This window comes from uncultured Chloroflexus sp., assembly GCF_938091255.1.
In the GTDB taxonomy this organism is placed as follows: domain Bacteria; phylum Chloroflexota; class Chloroflexia; order Chloroflexales; family Chloroflexaceae; genus Chloroflexus.
In genome coordinates this window covers 1-16263 of sequence record NZ_CALLJH010000013.1, presented here as the reverse complement: position 1 = coordinate 16263, position 16263 = coordinate 1, and the positions used below count along the sequence as shown (strand labels likewise).

Sequence of the window (16263 nt, the reverse complement as noted above, 5' to 3'; positions counted from 1 at the left end):
GTGGCTGTGGGGTCACGTGTGGGTGTGCGCCGGGCCGTCGCCGGTTCCGGGTGGTAATGTCCCGTTGCATATGCATTGACCGTCCTTATGCCGAACAACGGCATATATCCCGTCCTTATGGTATTGAACGTTGTGTGCCGCACCGTAGGGGTACTGTAGGGGGCACAGTATGCTGTGCCCCTACGGTGTAACGATACGGCCGGTGCGGTGTGACCCACCTTGTGGTGTGCCTCCACCTTGAAGGGAGATTCGAGCGCGACGTGTCAACCCGAGCCTCCGCTTACTAGACCTCCCTCGTGTGCCAGAAGGAGAGGGTGATGGGACGCACCAGTCTAGAACGGCGCATACAGACCTGTATCCCAACCGTGCTGGCCCGTCTGTGCAATGCGCGTGACGCGATATGTGCGCCGCACGGCCGTAAGGTGTTTGCGTGCTCTGCACTGTGTGCCCCTCACAACCGTACCCCGTGTCCCCTCTCCCACGGAAAAGAGAGGGGGGTGGTATAATTGCTCTAGCACAGCAATGATACAGTAGCCCGTTATGTTCACACTTGACCGGCTAGCAGACAATGTAACGGTGCGTGGCACTGATGATGCCTACACTATCCTCAACCTGATCGGGCGAGGTGGGATGGGTGCGGTCTATCGTGTGCGGCGGGTGAGTGATGGCAGCATTTGGGCGCTGAAGGAGATGCGACCCGCCGGTGAGGTGACTGCCGAAGAGTTGCTCGAGGCGCGCCAGCTCTTCCTGCAAGAGGCTGAATTGCTGCGTTCGCTCTCGTTTCCGAATCTGCCGGTGGTGATCGATCTATTCGAGTATGAAGGTCGCCCGACGATGATCATGGAGTTTGTGCCGGGCAAGACGCTTGAGGCAATGATTCGCGAGGCGAATGCACCGATGCTCGAACAACAAGTGATCGGCTATGGGATTCAGCTCTGCCGGGTGTTACACTACCTGCACACGCGCCAGCCGCCAATCATCTACCGTGACCTCAAGCCGCCAAATGTAATCCTAACCCCGGACGGCGTGCTCAAACTGATCGACTTTGGCGTGGCTCGTAAGCACAAGATTGGCAAGTCGAAAGACACGATCGCGATGGGATCAGCCGGGTATGCGCCACCCGAACAGTACGGCAAAGGGCAGACCGATGCCCGTTCGGATATTTATGCGCTTGGGGCGACTATGCTGCACCTGCTGACGGCGATGCCGCCGATCCCGTTGCAGCCGCCGCGCCGTGGCGAGATCACGCGCATAAACCGCTCGGTAGCCCCGGAAACCGAGGCAATTATTATTCGGGCTATGAGTCTCGAACGCGAGCAGCGGTTTGCCAGTTGCGCCGAGTTTGAGCAGGCGCTGCACAAGCGTCTCAAGAGGCCGTATGTCGATCCGACGGTGCAGATGGCGCCGGTGCCGCCAGTTAAACCGGTGGTTCCCCCGGCCCCGCCGCCGGTGGTTGCCCCGCCGCCGGTCACGCCGGCGCCAGCAGATGGGGTGGTGTGTGAAAAGTGTGGGAGGGTCAATAAGCCGCAGGCCCGGTTTTGCGCCGGTTGCGGTACCGCGCTACAACGAATCGGGCCGGTTGCCACTGCTGCGCCGATCTTGCCGCCGGCCCGCTTGATCGTCCGTTCACCTTACCGCCACTGGGAGATGGTGCTCGACCACTCGCCGGTGCGGATTGGCCGGCGCGATCCGCGTCGCGCTCACTTTCCTGAATTGGATCTGGCTGAACACGACCGTGGGATCGCCTCGCGTCTGCACGCCATTATCGAGCGGCGCGGCGATCACTATACCCTCACCGATCAGCAGAGCACCAACGGCACCCGGATTAACGGGGTCTTGATCCCGCCGAATGTGCCGCAACGGTTGAAATCGGGTGATCTGATCCAGATCGGTGAGGTGGAGATGGAGTTTCGGTGGAACTGAAAGCTCTCATTTTGCGCGCTCCCGGCATCAATCGCGATGCCGACGCGGCGCTGGCCTGCGAGTTGGCCGGCGCGCGTCCGGAACGGGTGCATGTCAACCGAATTGCCGAAGGTTCGGTAAAGTTGGCCGATTATGCATTATTAGTCATCCCCGGCGGCTTTTCGTATGGCGATCATCTCGGCGCTGGCCGGTTGTTGGCGGTTGATCTGATCCATCGCCTTGGCGAGGAGTTAGAGCGATTTGTGGTTGATGGCCGCCCGGTGATCGGGATTTGCAACGGGTTTCAGGTGTTGGTCAAGGCTGGCTTGTTGCCCGGCCCCACCCGCCAAGCGCCGCGGGTCACACTCACGACGAATGAGTCGTGTCAGTTTGAATGTCGCTGGGTGCAGTTGGAAGCGGTAAGTAACAGCCGTTGCTTGTTTACCTCCGGTATCGAACGCCCGATCGAAGTGCCGGTCGCTCACGGCGAGGGCCGGATCGCGGTGCGTGATCAGGCAACGTTAGCTGAATTGGAAGCCGCTGGCTTGGTGGCGCTGCGCTATGTTGGCGAGGGTTATCCGGCCAATCCCAATGGCTCGCCGCACAACATTGCCGGCTTGTGCAATGCGCAGGGCAATGTGTTGGGCCTGATGCCGCACCCGGAAAATGCGGTGTTGCCGCACCAGCATCCACGCTGGACGCGCGAACCCGCACGGCGGGAGGGTGACGGTTTGCAAATCTTCCGCAACGCAGTGCGCTATGCGGCGTCGTTGTAGCGGCGTAGTGTGCTATGTTGCTACAACAAGGTATGATGCTGGAGAAAGTATGGTTCTCTACCCACCTGACGATCCATTTTTGATAAGCTTTACCCTGTTTGGGTTCCCGATCGTGGTGCGCTGGTATGGCGCAATCATCATGACCGGGGCGTTGATTGCGGCCCTACTGGCGTCGCGGCGGGCGGTTGCGCGCGGCTATCACCCCGATCACGTCTGGAACCAGTTGATGTTAGGTTTGATCCTCGGCATTTCCGGCGCGCGGATCTATTACGTCGCCTTTGAGTGGGAACGGTTCGCGCCTAATCCATGGAGCGCGTTCAACCTCACCACTGGCGGGATCGCGATCCATGGCGCGATTATCGGCGCGCTGCTCTCGACCGTGATTTATACGCGCTACGCTAAATTGCCGTATTGGGATTGGCTCGATGTCTGTGTGCCCGGTTTCTTGCTGGCCCAGAGCATTGGACGGTGGGGAAATTTTTTTAATCAAGAAGCCTATGGCCGCCCGACCGATTTGCCATTCGGGTTGCGGATCGATCCCGAATATCGGGTACCGCCGTACAACGATCTCACAACCTATCCGATTACAACCCTCTTCCATCCGACCTTTCTCTACGAATCGGTGTGGAATCTGGTCGGAGTGGGCTTATTGCTCTGGCTTGATCGCCGGTTTGGTCGCTTAGCTCCGCCCGAACGGCGCCGGCTCAATCCGGGTGATCTGCTGTTTTTGTACGGAATCATCTATTCAAGTGGGCGATTTTGGATTGAAGGGTTGCGGATCGATAGCTTATGCACGAGCGGGGTTGGCGGTTCGTGCGAGGGCAGTATTCGGGTAGCGCAGTTGGTGAGCGTGATCGCGATTGTGCTGTGCGCGATTTTGCTCTTCCTCAACCACCGGCGGCCATTTGCCGGCACGGTAATTACCGAGCCGCAATAAGGAAGGCGCGAAGGAGTACACACAAAGACGCTAAGGTTGCAAAGGGGTAAACGCAAAGGCGCAGAGGGCGCGAAGGTTTGATATGGAGGCGGCACAAGGACACTTCTAGCCCAATCTCACAATATCTTGGTGGGCTTTGCGCTCTCCGCATCCTTTGCGTTAGATCATCCCTCGCGCCCTAACAAGCGGGTATACAGCCGCGTGAACCCCTCGCCAAGCGGGCCGTAGCCGAAATTAGCGACAACCTTCTCTCTCCCGTGTTCACCGAAGCGGCGGCGAAGCGCCGCGTCTTCACCGAGCGTGCGCACCTTTTCGGCGTAGCCGATTACATCGTCGCGAGCGACCAAGAAGCCATTCTGCCCGTCGTCAACCACTTCGGGCAGCGCGGCAACGTTGGTTGTCACCACCGGACGGCCACAGGCCAGTGCTTCGGCGGGGACAATCCCAAACCCTTCCAGCCGCGAGGGGAAAAGCAAGATATCGCAGCTCTGGTAGGCTGCCACCAAGCCGGCCCGGTCAGGCGAACCGATTGAGATCATGCGCGGATGGGGCGAGCCGGCATCGCGCCCTTGAAAGCCGCCGGTGTAGTAGAGTACGTAGTCCTCCGGCAGCCGATCCATAATTCGGGGCAGCAGATCGAACCCTTTGCGGCGGGTACGATTGCCGACAAAGAGCAGGCGGATGCGGGCATTACTCGGCGGCAAGCCATCGTCGCGGCGAACCATACCCGGCGGTGGCACAAAAACATCAGTATCAATGCCGTCATAAATCAGCACTGTATCACGGCGTCCGTAGGTCATCTCCACCATGCGCTGGGTGTAGCGGCTGACGCAGACCACCGCATCGGCGTAGGCGATGGACATGCCATCGTAGCGTGACTCGACCAGCCGGTAGAAGAGACGCTGGGCCAACGAGCTGTAGGGTTGTAGAGCCGGGTCGGTGGTGAGGTGGTGTACCGTCGTTACCACCGGCAAACCATACCCGCGCAGGCTAAATGCAACCCGCGAGCGGCCCTGCACAATATCGAAGCGGCGGGCCACATCGGCGGGCAACGTATTAGGAATGAGCATAGGTAGAAAGTTGTACAGTTCTGGCAAGCGCAGCAACTGCGGCGACAAACCGGCGCCTTGCACGGCGCGGGTGATATTCTGAATGCCAAAATCGACGCCGCCGCGACCAAGCGGCGAGACATAGAGTGGGCGCAGCATAGTGATAAAACTCCATCCAGCGGCCAACCTTCACGCAACCGCTCGATCTTGGCACAGATTGGCGAGAGTGTCAATGAGGGAATGGGTTGAGCCTCTACCAATAATCACCGCAAAACGGCGGCAAGCCGGCCAGCGCCTGTTCGAGCAGGGCCAGCGCACGCCGGTCGCTTACGCTGAGCAGGCCGAAAGCGGCGGCGGTGCGGGGGCGGAGGTAGCGGCTGAGGAGTTGGCTAAGGGTGGCGCTGGTGCAGGCGAGATCTCCCTCACCGGAGCCGAGGCGGGTGACGGTGGTGCGGCCATTGTGCCACGCGAGCTGATAGCGTCCGGCGTTATCCGTGATCCAGTCATCGGCGATCTGGATGGTAAGCTGGCCTGTTGTGTTGGCGAAGGGATAGAGGCTGAGCAGGCGTTGCACGTCGAGGACGCGCTGCATAAAGAGCGGCACAACGGTGGTTGGCGCCGGTGCGGGTAGTAACGCATTGAGTGGGGCGTCAATCGGGGTAGGAATCTCGGCGGCGACGATCTGATCGGCGTGGCGGGCGATGAAGACGAAGAGTTGGGCGCGGGCCTGCGGGTCAAGGGCAACAATATCGCGGCAGACTAGGCGGTCGCCATTATCGCTGCGTTCAAAGCGGTAGATCAGGTACGAACGCCCATTGCCCTGCTCATCGCGCCAGATGAAGGCGTGGTAGGGTTCGCCGCTCCACGTTTGCAAGACATCGACCTGCCACCATTCCGGTGAGCGCGCCAGTGGGCCGTAGCGCCCGCGCAACGCGCCGCGGTAGATGACATCGAGTTCGGCGATGTGGGTGGGGCCGACGGGGATATACACGCCGGGAGCGGACTGAAAGGCGCGCAGATGGGCCGGGGTAGGCTGCACCAAGCGCCGTTCGCCGGCCAGTGCCCAACCTAGCCGGTGGTAGAAGTCATGGCGGAAGGGGTGGAGAAGGGCTAGCACTGCGCCGCGCTCGCGCAATTCGTTGCAGGCGTGGCGCAAGAGCTGCTCGGCATAGCCGCGCCGGCGATGCTGCGGCCATGTCGCTACGCTGCCGATCGCACCCACCGGCAACTCGCCGTTGCCGGCCTGCATCTGAAACGGCATGATCTGCAATTGGGCCACGTGCTCGCCATTAATGAATAACCCGCGCAGTTGGGCGATGACGTCCGGCGTGTAGCGACCACGGTGGTACTGGCGGGCGAAAGCGTAGCTGTCAAGCGCCCAGAATTGCTCGAAGTCGGTTGGGGTGAGTTGCCGGTAGCTGATCATTCAGATCGCTCCATTGTTTGAATAGCCGCGAAGAGACACAAAAGACACGAAAAGAGTGGTAAGGGTTTTTGTGTCTGTTTGTGGCAATTTCAGCCCCTGCTGTTTGAATAGCCACGAAGAGACGCAAGAAACACAAAAAATTGTTGTGTCTTTTGCGTCTTTTTGTGACTATTCTTCATCCTCTGCGCCTGCGGCGGTAAACCTCACCCCCGTGGCTTTTCGACCAGAATAAAGTAGCTGCCGCAGCGCATCCAGCCAAACAGCCACAGGTCAAGCTCCATCAACAACGTCACGGCGAGCAAGACGTAGTAGACCGGCCCCTTGTTGCGTAAATAGCCGCGCATACGCTGGCGCGCGCGGATCTCGCGAGCTGCGCCGGCGCTTACTCTTGTCGGCAGATTGTTGGCTACCTTGCGCCCGCGTGCGCGCCCGATGATCGCCTCGCCGAGCTTCATCAGCACATGTTCCACAAACGTTGTAAACAGGCTGTTCCAGAAAATGACTTTCACCGGGCGTAATCCAGCCCGCTCGAAAGCGGCCAGCACGTCTTCCCACGTTTCGAGTGCTTTGATATGGTCAGACTTGCGCAGCTTTTCGCGTTCAAAATCGTAGACGCCGGCTTTGACGAATAGGCGACCGATATGGCGGCTAATGTCAATGACCGGTTGGATCGGCGAGCGTTCGCGGGTGTTCGAGAAGGCCAGCATACGCCCGCCGGGGCGCAGCACGCGGGCCGTTTCAGCCAGATAGGCATCGATCACCGGCAGCGGGAAATGTTCAAGGATGTCGATGGCGAAGACCTTATCGAAACTACCGTCGGCGAAAGGCAACATACGCGAATCGGCTTTGGCTAGCGTCACCGTGCGCACCGCTTCATCGGCAAAGAGCGTCGCCGGATCGGAACCTACCATCAACCCGACATACTTGGCGTTCCAGACGGCATGCTTGGCGGTACCGCAGCCGTTATCCAGCACCACATCGTTCTTACGCCAGCGCATCAAGCGGCGCAGAGTGCGGTCGCGCACGCCAGCGGCCAACAGCGGCGGCGCCAGTTCGCGGTAGTCAAGCTCAGCGGCCAACTGCTCTTCGTCGGTGACGTACTTAGAAACGTAATCGAACTCGGCCCCGCGCGGCATCAGGTCGATGAAGCCATCGCCGAAGGGGTAGAGCGTCTGGCAGCGTGGGCAACGCACGCCACCGGCTTCGACAATGAGCGGACGTACCCGGCAGGTTGGGCATTGCAACAGTGGAAAGATGCGTTGGTTGATCATGGCGATGGCGGAATCCAACGCCGGTTGATTTCAGCGGCGAGGATGCTATCAAAGAGTAAGAGAAAGAGACCCTGTACGAGGATGCCAGCGCCCATACCGCGTCGGTCGGCACGATCGCCTGCCGTGCGCAGCAGCCACAGACCGGCGCCGATGTAAAGCAGGTCGAGACCGGCATTGACGAGCAAGATGGTGCGGAACCGTTCAGCAGCGGCGTGTGCCACCGATTCGTCGAGATCGCCGGCAACCAAATCTTCGGCCTTGAGCAACGCTTGCCGACGGCCAGCAATCGCCAGCAGCCAGTCAATGACACCCCAACTGATCGCCTGTAAGCCGAAGTGACGCCAGAAACCGGGGAGCAAAGCTAAGACTGCGCCGCCAATCACGCTCCCGGCGCCCCATCGTTCAAGTGGCTTGAGGGCGTGATATTGAAAAGCAAAGAAGTTATCGTTCATAGCGGTCATCATACCCTCTGTCGTAGAATGCCTCACGTTCATTATACCCGGTTGGGGGGATGGCGGTGCGGGAAGGATTGCCGGGGTGTCGCTAGGTGTCGGTTGATGAATGCAGTTCGGAGGTTATCTAAAAAAGAATTGCAAATTGGTCTGAATAAAGGCTGTGATGTGCCTTCTGTAACGGATTGGCTATGCGCGGTCAATCCAACGACGCCTTCGGAATGGCTGGTATCAGCTTAAGGGACTGGCGGCGTTAGAGTATCCAGACCGGCTCGTGCTGCTTGATAACGCTTTGGCGCGCCGTATTGCGCCGGGAGCGAGTCTGCGCGTGTGGGGCACATAGAAGGTCTTGTTGGAAGCTAAAACCTATGGTCTCATTGCGCACCTTAGACCGAATGTATCGAGGTTAGCCAGCTCAGGCATATGGCTTTCGCCAGACATTAAAGCGCGTATCTTACGATGAGTGGGCGAATAAATCTAGAGTTGCTCGCCTCCTCTTACCCTTCGATCACCTCTGCCATTGCCACCACAATCTTGCCAACAACAGCACCAATTCGCGCCAGCGTTGCCAGCGTAGCCGCGCGCTGTGCCACGGCAGCGCAATGCGGCTCTCAAGTTGATCGAGGTGCAGCGCGAGCAACATGCGCAGCAGGCGATGGCCGGCGCGGGCCGGCGGTGGGACGTGGCGGGCGGCCCAGTTGAGCAGATCGGTGTGGGCGGCGCGGGCGGCGGCGAGTGCTTGTCGTTGGCGGGCCAGCGGTGCGCGGCGCGCTTGCACCACCGCTGCTTCTTGGCGAGCAGCGAGAAAGCGGAGCAGCAACGCACTCGCTGACCATTCGGCGGCATCGGCGGCGAGCGCGGCTTGCTCAGCGACGGCGGTGTGTTGCGCGGCGGCCAGTGCTGCTTCGCCGGCGGGCAGCGCGTCCAGCGCCTCGTGCAGCGCTGCCAGTCGCTGCTCGCAGTGGGGCGGCGGCGTATCATAGCTGTCGAGGATGTCGCGCGGCGGGTGCGCAACCGGGTCGCGCCGGTGGCCGTCGTGTTGGCGGCGCACGTCGGCGGGCTTGATGGCAAGGGCATGCCGCCACGCCGTCTCTAGGGCGGCGTAGGCCGTGTCGAGCAATGCCGCTGTAGCAGGGGCGCGGGTCGCAGCGTATTCACCGCGCAGCGCCGCCGATTCGCGTTGCGGTTGCCATGCCAGCGCCGCGAAGCTGTGCGGGTTGGGGCCAACCGCTAGCCATGGCCGGTCGCCAGTTAGCAAAACGTGAACGCCGTCAAGCCCCCACTCGTAGTAGGCGCGCAGATCGGCGGCGATGGTCGGGCCGAGCGGCGGCAAAGCCGATTTGAACAAAATTCCGTCGAGGTAGTACTCAAACATGCTCGCGCCAGCAGGGAAGGAGACGCGCAAGGCGGCAATCTGCTCGGCCAGCGGCCCGTTGACCGGGTTGGTTGTGTCGCTGATCCCGGCGGCATACGAGCGTTGGCGTGGCGCAATCACCACTTCGACATTGACTGCCGGCGCGATCTGCTGCGGCGGGGCAAAGGTGTCGTGGTAGGCGAGGAAGGAAATACGGGCTGTAGGGTTGCATTCGGCCAAGGCCGCGGCCATTACATTGACAAGGATCAAGGACTGATCAGACGGCGAGAGTGCAGCGCAACGCGAACATACACACCAGCCGCCGCCGAGTCGGTCTTCTGGCCAGAGGTGATACACGCTGGCGTTGGGTTCGGCGGCGAACAACCCACGCGCCCAATCGCGCACGATAGCTTGCGTGGCTGGGTTGGTCGGGCAAGGGTTGCCGCTGGTCACCCGCCGGCGACCATCGTGACGGAACAGATCGGGTTGCTGGCGGAAGAGCTGACGTGGCACGGCGTCGCGCAGATGATGGCCGCCGATTTCGAGGCGTAAGCCGCGTTCTTCGATCAGCGGCCAGAGTCGTTGGCGGCGTTGCTGCCAGTAGCGCCAGCGGCATGCACCGAGCGGCATCCCGCTGGTGCCAATGGTATGAACGAAGATCGTGTTGAGTCGTGCCCGCGCCGCCCATGCGATCCACGCTTCGGCCTGCGCGAGAAAGAGATCGTGCCCGATCACCAACCCGCGGCGCGCGAATGCTGGTTGCTCGGCAACCGTTGCGGCAGGCAAGCGAATTTGGGCCCAGCGCGGCACATGCTCATCGGCGGGGCCGGGGCCAATCCAACGCCATCCCAACGCTTCTAGTAAGCTATAGACCGCGTAGAGCAAGCCGCGCGGCCCTTCACCGATCAACACCAGACCGCGCTCATCGGCCATGCGCACAAAGCCATCACCGTCGGGACCGTGGCGCAACGCGATGCGCGGGCCGGCGGCAGCGCCGGTGATTGGCAACACCGGCCCTCCCATCCGTTGGAGGGCACGGCGCAACTCGTGAGCGGCAAACTGGGCCGTAGAATGATCGCTCGGCAACTCGATTGCCCAGTGACTGGTGAGAAGATGGTTCATGCCATGTGCTGAGCCGGTGCAACGTTGGATATCGCGGCTATTATAGCAGGAGTGGTGACGTGGGGGATAGGAAACAGATGCGCACGGATAGGACGGATTGACACGGATCGGGCGGGAATCGCACAGAAATTAGTTGCATAGTGGACAAATTCGCCTTCAGCGGCTACAATGCAGACAAGCCGTCATTTTCTACTCTCGAATCCACATGCGATCATGAGTGGCGGTTACAAGCAAGATCCTGTTATCATGCCGGTATCGCCGGTGGTTAGCATCAGATGATGATGTGAGGAAACCATGCTACGGTTTGAACACGAGATCCTGTTCACGCCCTGTCCGGAACGGATTGCTCGGCTCCGTGAGCTTGCCTACAATCTCTGGTGGACGTGGCATCCTGAAGCGCAAGACTTGTACCGATCGATCGACTCGGAGCTATGGGAATTGGTGTATCACAATCCGGTCGAATTTCTCCGCGATGTTCGTCAGCGCAAACTCGAAGCAGCGGCAAACGATCCAGCGTATCTCAAGCGGTACGACGCGGTGCTCAAAAGTTTTGACAGCTACATGAGCGCCAAGAAGACATGGTTTAGCAAGCATTACCCTGACTCGAAAGACACGCTGATCGCTTACTTTAGCGCCGAGTTTGGCCTGCACGAGAGTTTGCCGATCTATTCGGGCGGTTTGGGCATTTTGTCGGGCGATCACATCAAAGAGGCCAGCGATATGGGGATTCCGCTGGTCGGTGTCGGCTTCATCTACCCGCAGGGGTACTTCCGGCAGCGACTCGATCAGAGCGGTTGGCAACATGCCGAGTACAACAAGCTCAACTTTGCCGACGTGCCGGCGTTGCCCGCGCTCGATCCCGAAGGTCGCGAGGTGGTGGTTGAAGTTGAACTGCCCGGACGCACAATTTATGCCAAAGTCTACAAATTTCAGGTGGGTCGCACCGAGTTACTTTTGATGGATACCGACATCCACCCGAACAGCCCGCAAGATCGCGAGTTATCGGCGCGGCTGTACGGCGGCGACCAAGAGATGCGCATCTCGCAAGAGCTAGTGTTGGGGATCGGTGGTGTGCGCGCGTTGCGCCGGCTTGGCTACAGACCGACTGTCTGGCACATGAATGAAGGCCATTCGGCCTTCCTTGTGCTTGAGCTGTGCCGCGAGCTGGTAGCGCAAGGCTACAGCTTTGAAGAGGCAATGGAACAGGTCAAAGCGCACTGCGTCTTTACCACCCACACCCCGGTACCGGCGGGCAACGATGCCTTCCCGCTACCAATGATCGAGAAGTTCTTCTGGAGCTTCTGGCCGCAGCTTAACCTCACCCGCGATGAGTTTATGAATCTGGCCTTGCAAGAGCAGCACTGGGGGCCGACCTTCGCCATGACGGCGCTGGCGCTGCGCTTCTCGGCCTACCACAACGGCGTGAGCAAGCTGCACGGCCACGTGGCGCGCGGGATGTGGCAATGGCTCTACCCCGGACGTGCTCAGGACGAGGTACCGATTACTTCGATTACGAACGGTGTGCATACCGCGACGTGGTTGGCACCCGAAATGCGCACGCTCTACAATTCATACCTTGGGAAGCATTGGGAAGATAATCTCGATGATCCGCAACTTTGGCGGAAGGTATACCAGATTCCTGACGAAACCTTCTGGCGCACGCGCCAAAAGCTCAAGAGCGATCTGATCGCGTTCAGTCGCCAACGCCTGCAACAGCACTACATGCGGCTCGGCATTCCGGCGCCGGTGTGGCCAGTGCTCGAAGAGAACATTCTTACCATCGGCTTTGCCCGCCGGTTTGCGACGTACAAGCGGGCGACGTTGCTGTTCAAAGATATTGAGCGACTGAAGGCCATTCTCAATCGACCGGGCAAACCAGTGCAGATTATCTTCTCTGGTAAAGCCCATCCCAAAGATGATCCGGGAAAGCAATTCATCCAAGATGTCTACCGGCTATCGATGCAACCGGGCTTAGCTGGCCGGATCGTCTTCCTCGAGGAGTACGATATAGCGGTTGGGCGAGCGTTAGTGCAGGGGGTTGATGTCTGGCTCAACAATCCGCGCCGTCCGTATGAAGCCAGCGGCACCAGCGGGATGAAGGCTAGCTTGAACGGCGTGCCGAATTGTTCGGTGCTCGATGGCTGGTGGCCAGAGGCGTACAATGGGCGGAACGGTTGGGCGATCGGGGACGAGCGCGAGTATGCCAATCAAGACGAGCAAGACTGGAATGATGCGCAGTCGCTCTATCACCTGCTCGAACACGAGATTGTACCGCGCTATTACGACAATCGTGACGCGAACGGTATTCCGGTGGAGTGGGTGCAGATTTGCAAAGAGGCTGTCGCAACGGTCGCGCCAATCTTTAGCACGCGCCGGATGCTGGCCGATTACCTGCGCGATATGTATATGCCGGTAGCGGTGCAAGGTGCGATGCCAACGGTATAAAGTGTTCAACGCCAAGGCGCGCAGCGAGGGTGATGGGCGTCTCGTGCTCTCGGCGCGCCTTTGTGTTTAGCAATGATGATGCAGCGGATCATTGATATCTACCACCGGCTAGTGGCTCACTTCGGCCCGCTGTATGGGCCAGAGGCTTCTAGTCCGTGGTGGCCGATCATTAGTGATCGGCCACAGCTTGAGATAGTGATCGGCGCGGTGCTGGTGCAGCAGACGCGCTGGGAGACGGTAGAAGCGGCGGTGGTGCGCATGCACGCCGCCGGTTTGCTTGATCTGGCGGCATTGGCGGATGTTGAAGCCGAGCAGTTGGCGGCGTTGATCTATCCTTGTGCGTTTTACCGGCAAAAGGCGAGCGGTTTGATCGCGCTGGCCCGCGCTATTCAAGAACGGTATGGCGATCTGGCAACCATGCTTAGCCGCCCGACGGCGACGCTGCGGACCGAACTGTTACAGTTGCCGCGGATTGGGCCAGAGACAGCAGATGTGATCTTACTTTACGCCGGTCAGCATCCCCTGTTTGTGGTTGACGCTTATACTCGTCGCATCTTTGCTCGTCTTGCGCCGGATCGGCTTGCGTGGGAGCGGGCGAGCTACGGCCAAGTGCAACAGGCGATTGCCAAGGAATTGCCATCTGATCCGGTGTTGTTGGCTGATTTCCATGCCCAATTGAATGAATTGGCTGTGCGTTATTGTTTGGTGCGGCCCCGCTGTGATGGCCCGCCGGCGCGACGGGTCTATTCACGCCAGCCGGGACGTAACAGTTTTCTTGATCGGCATGATGGTTGCCCGTTGCAGGCAGTGTGTGCATGGTACAACAGGAAACAGTTTGACGGTGAATAAGCAGCGTGAAGAGTACACGGGTATCTCCTGCCTAGCGTTAGGGCACACGGCTGGTCTGTTGCGAATCAGGAGCTGTCAGTAGCTGAATGTTATGCCTTGCGGGTATTCTCAATGATTTCACCTCTCACCATCTTCCTCGTATTTCTGCGCTTAGGATTGACCTCATTCGGTGGGCCGGTGGCTCATCTTGGTTATTTTCGCACCGAACTGGTTGAGCGACGGCGCTGGATCGACGAGGCAACGTATGCCGATCTGATCGCGTTGAGTCAGTTTTTGCCCGGCCCGGCCAGTAGTCAAGTCGGGATTGCCATTGGTTCTATACGTGCTGGTTTAGCTGGCGGACTAGCGGCATGGCTTGGTTTTACGTTACCGTCGGCGCTGATCATGATCGGCGTAGCGTATGGAGTGAAAGTACTGGGCGACCCGGCCAGCAGTTGGTTGCACGGGTTGAAAGTGGTCGTAGTAGCTGTAGTCGCACAGGCAATCTGGCAGATGGCACAGCGCCTCTGTCCAGACCGGCTGCGAGCCAGTATTGCGATTGGAGCGGCGATGTTATTACTGATCTGGCCGGATGCATGGGTGCAACTACTGGTGATCGGGTTGGGTGGGGTGGCAGGATGGCGATTGCTGAGGGCAGCGGATCGTAATGGGGCAGTGGTGTTATCACCAATTACACCACGTACTGGCCTTGCGTTCGGGGCACTGTTCGCTGTTGTGCTCGGCGGTTCATTGTTAGCAACCTTTAGTGACAATACGACCTTGGTCTTGTTGGCCGGCATGGTGCGCAGCGGATCGTTAGTGTTTGGCGGCGGACACGTGGTCTTACCGCTGCTCGAACCGGTTGTGGTCGGGTCGGGCTTGCTCAATGCCGAGACTTTCATTGCTGGCTATGGCGCAGCGCAGGCGCTGCCGGGGCCATTGCTCAGCTTCAGCGCCTACCTTGGGGCGGTGGTGGCGGTGCCTCCGAGTGGTTGGCTTGGCGGAATATTGGCACTGATCGCAATCTTTTTACCGTCGTTTTTGCTGGTATGGGCGGCATTGCCCTTTTGGGCTGAGTTGCGCGCGCAGCCGGCGGCACAAGCGGCGATGAATGGGATCAATGCAGCAGTGGTGGGTATTTTGCTAGCGGCCTTGTATCAGCCAGTGATTACCAGTGCGATCCGTGGCCCGATTGATGTTGCGCTGGCGATAAGCGCCTTTGCTGCACTGCACCTTTGGCAGGTTCCGCCGTGGGCAGTGGTGATAGGGTGGGCAGTGATCGGCGGGGTAGTGGGGTGACGGTGTGGCGCGGGGTGGGGCGCGGCATCGCTGCGTCCCTACGGGGACGGTGGCGGTTCCGGTGGGGGCCTCTTACTTCTCGATTCCCCAGCGCATGACCTCGGCTACCTCAGCTTGACCGACCGGCTGTTGCACACGCTCGATGGCGGCGCGCAGGCGTTCGAGCTGGTTGGTAGCGGGCATACTGGTTTGCCGTGTGAGCCAGAGGTTGATCGCTTCGACGTAAAGGGTCGTAAGGTCGTTTGGTTCGGTCACCAGTGAGACGAGTTCGGCTAAGGTGCTTTGAATGCGGCCACGCGCTGCCGGCCAGTCGATCACGTCAGGCATAGCCTGTATCGCATCGATCAGGCGGGTGGCGCGAGTACAGATGGCTTGCCGTTCGGCAGGCGGTTGCGCTGGGGCTGGCGGAGTTAGCGGCGGCGCTGCTGCCGGTTCCGGCGGTGCCGGTGCAGTTTTACCGCTGAGCATAGCAACAATGCGCGCAAACCCCTCGTGCAGCAACTGTTCCATTTCGCGGCTATAGTGCAGCCACGCGCCGACCTGCATCCCGGCGGGATCGGGAATATCCCGCGCCCGTCCGGCCAGTTCGCCGAGGGTAACGACTCGTGCTTGCGGGTAACGACCGCGTACTACACGGGCGATGCCGCTGTCAATAGCGATCAACAGATCAGCGTTCTCGACCAGCTCGGCAGTGAGCGAGCGCGCAATGTGTTCCTCGCAATCAATGCCGAGCACGGCCAACGCATCGCGCGCCGCTGGTTGCAATGGGTCGTCGTCGTGACCGACAACGCCAGCCGAGGCAATGTGCCATTGGTAACTGTGTGCTTGCGCTATGCGGCGTAGCAGCGCAACGGCGATCGGTGCGCGTCCGGTGTCGGCGGCGCCGACGATGAGGATGGATGTTGTGGTGGGCTGCATAGCGGTGTGATAGAGAAAGCTCACGGCAAGGGCGCAAAGCGATTTACTGTTGGCAATCTATTTGCTCGTATTGTACCACGTTGGTGGTTGGGGTAAGGGTGGGAGGATGCAGTGTCTGGGGTATCCTAAAGGATGTGGGCACGCGGCGATGGGGGTCATACGGTGGTGGGGCACGACGGTGTGCTCCTATGGGGCATGGCGCGTGGTCAGTGTTTTTGTTAAGGGTCGGAATGGTGTAGTAATAGAATAGATTGGATGCGGTGCTGCGCAATGACGCCCTCCCACATATTCGCTCCTCACTGTTCACTATTTGCTCGCGGTAAGAACACTCGTTTTTGCTGACTCTAGGTAGGCTCTGAGCAGCGCTTTAAAAACCTTTCCATGATTAGGAACTTTAAGGTGTAGTAGTTCGTGGATAATAACCTCGCGACGGAATTCGGCTGGTTGGCGAAGCAAATCGGTATCGAATGTAAGCCGGCCACGT

The 16263-nt window shown here is 59.7% G+C and carries 14 protein-coding genes; 7 read left to right on the top strand and 7 right to left on the bottom strand.

Annotated features, from left to right (window positions below; all coding sequences use genetic code 11):
* Positions 1-540: 540 nt before the first annotated feature.
* Genes Q1A00_RS05575 through lgt form a run of 3 tightly spaced genes read left to right on the top strand, consistent with a single transcriptional unit; the run spans position 541 to position 3615 of the window.
* Entirely contained in the window at positions 541-1923 is a 1383-nt protein-coding gene (locus Q1A00_RS05575; protein ID WP_298402838.1) for a protein kinase, read from the top strand.
* Positions 1914-2678, top strand: coding sequence for a phosphoribosylformylglycinamidine synthase I (gene purQ / locus Q1A00_RS05570; RefSeq protein ID WP_298402840.1), 765 nt, complete (start codon positions 1914-1916; stop codon positions 2676-2678). Before Q1A00_RS05575 ends, purQ begins: the two co-directional genes overlap by 10 nt.
* Positions 2679-2727: 49 nt before the next feature.
* A complete protein-coding gene (gene lgt, locus Q1A00_RS05565; protein WP_299755644.1) occupies positions 2728-3615 on the top strand; it encodes a prolipoprotein diacylglyceryl transferase in 888 nt (295 codons plus the stop codon).
* Between the two features lie 164 nt (positions 3616-3779).
* On the opposite strand, the gene Q1A00_RS05560 is transcribed toward lgt, so the two are convergent.
* The 4 genes from Q1A00_RS05560 to Q1A00_RS05545 all read right to left on the bottom strand — a co-directional run bounded on the left by Q1A00_RS05560 (position 3780) and on the right by Q1A00_RS05545 (position 7813).
* Positions 3780-4823 carry a glycosyltransferase family 4 protein gene (locus Q1A00_RS05560; protein WP_298402844.1) on the bottom strand — a complete coding sequence of 348 codons (1044 nt, stop codon included), beginning with the start codon at positions 4821-4823 and terminating at the stop codon, positions 3780-3782.
* 94 nt (positions 4824-4917) lie between these two features.
* Positions 4918-6090 (bottom strand): GNAT family N-acetyltransferase, encoded by a 1173-nt coding sequence (locus Q1A00_RS05555; protein WP_298402846.1) that lies wholly within the window; start codon positions 6088-6090, stop codon positions 4918-4920.
* A 203-nt stretch (positions 6091-6293) separates the two neighbouring features.
* Positions 6294-7361 carry a class I SAM-dependent methyltransferase gene (locus tag Q1A00_RS05550; RefSeq protein ID WP_299755640.1) on the bottom strand — a complete coding sequence of 356 codons (1068 nt, stop codon included), beginning with the start codon at positions 7359-7361 and terminating at the stop codon, positions 6294-6296.
* Positions 7358-7813 carry a hypothetical protein gene (locus tag Q1A00_RS05545; RefSeq protein ID WP_298402849.1) on the bottom strand — a complete coding sequence of 152 codons (456 nt, stop codon included), beginning with the start codon at positions 7811-7813 and terminating at the stop codon, positions 7358-7360. The genes Q1A00_RS05550 and Q1A00_RS05545 overlap by 4 nt, the downstream gene beginning before the upstream one ends.
* Positions 7814-8162: 349 nt before the next feature.
* Between Q1A00_RS05545 and Q1A00_RS18455 the strand changes: the two genes are divergently transcribed.
* Positions 8163-8276, top strand: a complete 114-nt coding sequence (locus Q1A00_RS18455) for a hypothetical protein (RefSeq protein WP_366917417.1) — start codon at positions 8163-8165, stop codon at positions 8274-8276.
* 45 nt (positions 8277-8321) lie between these two features.
* On the opposite strand, the gene Q1A00_RS05540 is transcribed toward Q1A00_RS18455, so the two are convergent.
* A complete protein-coding gene (locus Q1A00_RS05540; RefSeq protein WP_298402850.1) occupies positions 8322-10289 on the bottom strand; it encodes a DUF4838 domain-containing protein in 1968 nt (655 codons plus the stop codon).
* Between the two features lie 294 nt (positions 10290-10583).
* Here Q1A00_RS05540 and glgP point away from each other — a divergent pair, with 294 nt between their 5' ends.
* The 3 genes from glgP to chrA all read left to right on the top strand — a co-directional run bounded on the left by glgP (position 10584) and on the right by chrA (position 14861).
* Positions 10584-12734 carry an alpha-glucan family phosphorylase gene (gene glgP / locus Q1A00_RS05535; protein ID WP_298402852.1) on the top strand — a complete coding sequence of 717 codons (2151 nt, stop codon included), beginning with the start codon at positions 10584-10586 and terminating at the stop codon, positions 12732-12734.
* A 78-nt stretch (positions 12735-12812) separates the two neighbouring features.
* Entirely contained in the window at positions 12813-13583 is a 771-nt protein-coding gene (locus tag Q1A00_RS05530) for a Fe-S cluster assembly protein HesB (protein WP_298402854.1), read from the top strand.
* 111 nt (positions 13584-13694) lie between these two features.
* The gene (gene chrA / locus Q1A00_RS05525) at positions 13695-14861 is read left to right on the top strand and encodes a chromate efflux transporter (RefSeq protein ID WP_298402856.1); all 1167 of its coding nucleotides are present in this window, start codon (positions 13695-13697) and stop codon (positions 14859-14861) included.
* A gap of 72 nt (positions 14862-14933) precedes the next feature.
* Here chrA and Q1A00_RS05520 read toward each other — a convergent pair whose 3' ends face one another.
* Both Q1A00_RS05520 and Q1A00_RS05515 read right to left on the bottom strand, forming a co-directional pair.
* Complete coding sequence (locus tag Q1A00_RS05520; protein ID WP_298402858.1) at positions 14934-15779, bottom strand: low molecular weight phosphatase family protein; 846 nt, start codon at positions 15777-15779, stop codon at positions 14934-14936.
* 306 nt (positions 15780-16085) lie between these two features.
* The coding region (locus Q1A00_RS05515; protein ID WP_299755695.1) for a M48 family metallopeptidase at positions 16086-16263 on the bottom strand (178 nt) is incomplete at its 5' end.

Bases quoted from the DNA above. Each gene is read 5' to 3' on its own strand.
- Q1A00_RS05555 (WP_298402846.1), bottom strand. From the start codon at position 6,090: ATGATCAGCTACCGGCAACTCACCCCAACCGACTTCGAGCAATTCTGG.
- Q1A00_RS05520 (WP_298402858.1), bottom strand. From the start codon at position 15,779: ATGCAGCCCACCACAACATCCATCCTCATCGTCGGCGCCGCCGACACC.
- glgP (WP_298402852.1), top strand. From the start codon at position 10,584: ATGCTACGGTTTGAACACGAGATCCTGTTCACGCCCTGTCCGGAACGG.
- Q1A00_RS05530 (WP_298402854.1), top strand. From the start codon at position 12,813: ATGCAGCGGATCATTGATATCTACCACCGGCTAGTGGCTCACTTCGGC.
- Q1A00_RS05575 (WP_298402838.1), top strand. From the start codon at position 541: ATGTTCACACTTGACCGGCTAGCAGACAATGTAACGGTGCGTGGCACT.
- chrA (WP_298402856.1), top strand. From the start codon at position 13,695: ATGATTTCACCTCTCACCATCTTCCTCGTATTTCTGCGCTTAGGATTG.
- Q1A00_RS05550 (WP_299755640.1), bottom strand. From the start codon at position 7,361: ATGATCAACCAACGCATCTTTCCACTGTTGCAATGCCCAACCTGCCGG.
- lgt (WP_299755644.1), top strand. From the start codon at position 2,728: ATGGTTCTCTACCCACCTGACGATCCATTTTTGATAAGCTTTACCCTG.
- Q1A00_RS05560 (WP_298402844.1), bottom strand. From the start codon at position 4,823: ATGCTGCGCCCACTCTATGTCTCGCCGCTTGGTCGCGGCGGCGTCGAT.
- Q1A00_RS05545 (WP_298402849.1), bottom strand. From the start codon at position 7,813: ATGAACGATAACTTCTTTGCTTTTCAATATCACGCCCTCAAGCCACTT.
- Q1A00_RS05540 (WP_298402850.1), bottom strand. From the start codon at position 10,289: ATGAACCATCTTCTCACCAGTCACTGGGCAATCGAGTTGCCGAGCGAT.